The sequence below is a fragment of the Xanthomonas sp. SHU 166 genome (assembly GCF_000364685.1).
GTDB classification, from domain to species: domain Bacteria; phylum Pseudomonadota; class Gammaproteobacteria; order Xanthomonadales; family Xanthomonadaceae; genus Xanthomonas_A; species Xanthomonas_A sontii.
In genome coordinates this window covers 1-1,516 of the sequence record NZ_AQOJ01000301.1, presented here as the reverse complement: position 1 = coordinate 1,516, position 1,516 = coordinate 1, and the positions used below count along the sequence as shown (strand labels likewise).

Genomic DNA, 1,516 nt, shown 5'->3' with positions numbered 1-1,516 from the left:
TGCAGCGCGTGCGCCGGCTGCGCGCCGCCGTCGCGGGAGATGGCCCGCGCCGACTGCGCGGCGGCCAGCAGCGCGTCGCGGTGGATGTCGTCGGAATAGGCGAAGCCGGTCTTGTCGCCGGAGATCGCGCGCACCCCCACGCCCTGCTCGATGGAGTGGGCGCCATCCTTGACGATGCCGTCCTCCACGCTCCAGCTCTCGCGCCGCGAATGCTGGAAATACAGGTCGCCGAAATCGATGCCGGGGCCGAGCAGCGTGCCGAAGGCGCGCTCCAGGCTGGTGGCATCCAGGCCGGCGGGAAGCAACAGGCAGGTTTCGGCAAGACTCAGGGCGTGATCGTTCATGGGCTCAACATGGGGGAGGAAGGCGCGCAGCGCAAGCGGCGGGCGGCACAGTCTGAACACAGCAGGCGCGCGGGAAGCGCGGCGGTCTCCAGGCAATGCACCGCATCCCATGCACGCGCAGGGCGCCGCGCCACTGCCATCCTTGCGACCGGCATCGCGCGCAACCGCCGCCATCCCCACTCCCGGCTTTCAACAGCCGCAGGCTGGTCATCCCCAATCCCGGCTTTTCAGGGCTTCCCGGACGCAGCCGGCGGCGTCGCGGCAGGCGCCGCCGGCGGGCGCGCCGACTCGCGCTCGATCACGTCCACCTTGGGATCCTTCCACGGCCCGGTGACCCGGTAGGTGCGCGCACCGATGTTGCCCAGCGGCTTGCCGAGCACCGCGTTGGCGGCGGCGCCGACCGCCGCGCCGACCGGCCCGCCGGCCACCGCGCCGACCACGGTCAGCAGGTTGCCGGACTTGGGATTGACGTCGATGGTCTGGTCGAACTGCTGAGCGCGCAGGTCGGCCTCGCCGCGCACCTTGATCTCCGCGGCCGGGCCATCGATGACCAGATTGTCGCTGCGCGCCAGGCCGTCGCCGAAACGGATCTGGCCGTCGATGCGGTTGAAGGCGAAGCCCTTGGAGAAGAAGTCGCGGAAATCGAACATCAGCCGCCGCGGCAGTTGCGCCACGCTGAGCAGGCCGAGCACGCGCCCTGCGCCCGGGTTCAGTTCCAGCAATTGCCCATTGCGCGCGGCCACGTCGAGCTGCCCCTGCACCGTGGCCAACTGCAGGCCGGACGGCGTGCCCGGCCAGGCGGCACTGAGCGTCAGCTGGCCTTCGCCGCCGCGCACCTGCCCGCCGAAGTCCAGGTTCTGCATCAGTTCGCCCAGATCGCGGCTGTCGACGTTGGCGTTGAGCTGGGTCCGGGCGGTGGCGCCCTTGCCGCGCCAGTCGCCGCTGATGTCGATCTTCTGCTTGTCCGAACGCAGGTGCAATTGGTCCACCTGCATGCCGTCGGCGAGCTTGCGCGTGCGCAGCGAGGCCGCGCCGAGGGTCATCGCGCCGAAGCGCAGGTCGTCCACGTCCAGCGCCAGCGCCGGGATCGTGGCCGGGTCCAGGCTGTCGGCGAAGGGGCCGGCCGGGACCGGGCCGGCGCTGCCGGCGACCCCGCTGTCGGCGGGCGTGGC

Annotated in this window: 2 protein-coding genes; both read right to left on the bottom strand. The window is 71.7% G+C overall.

Features of this window, described 5'->3' with window-relative positions:
- The coding region (locus D180_RS09185) for a DNA gyrase modulator (protein ID WP_043090708.1) at window positions 1-344 on the bottom strand (344 nt) is incomplete at its 3' end.
- 227 nt (window positions 345-571) lie between these two features.
- Window positions 572-1,516: AsmA-like C-terminal region-containing protein (locus tag D180_RS09180; RefSeq protein WP_017912561.1), on the bottom strand; the 945-nt coding region annotated here is incomplete at its 5' end.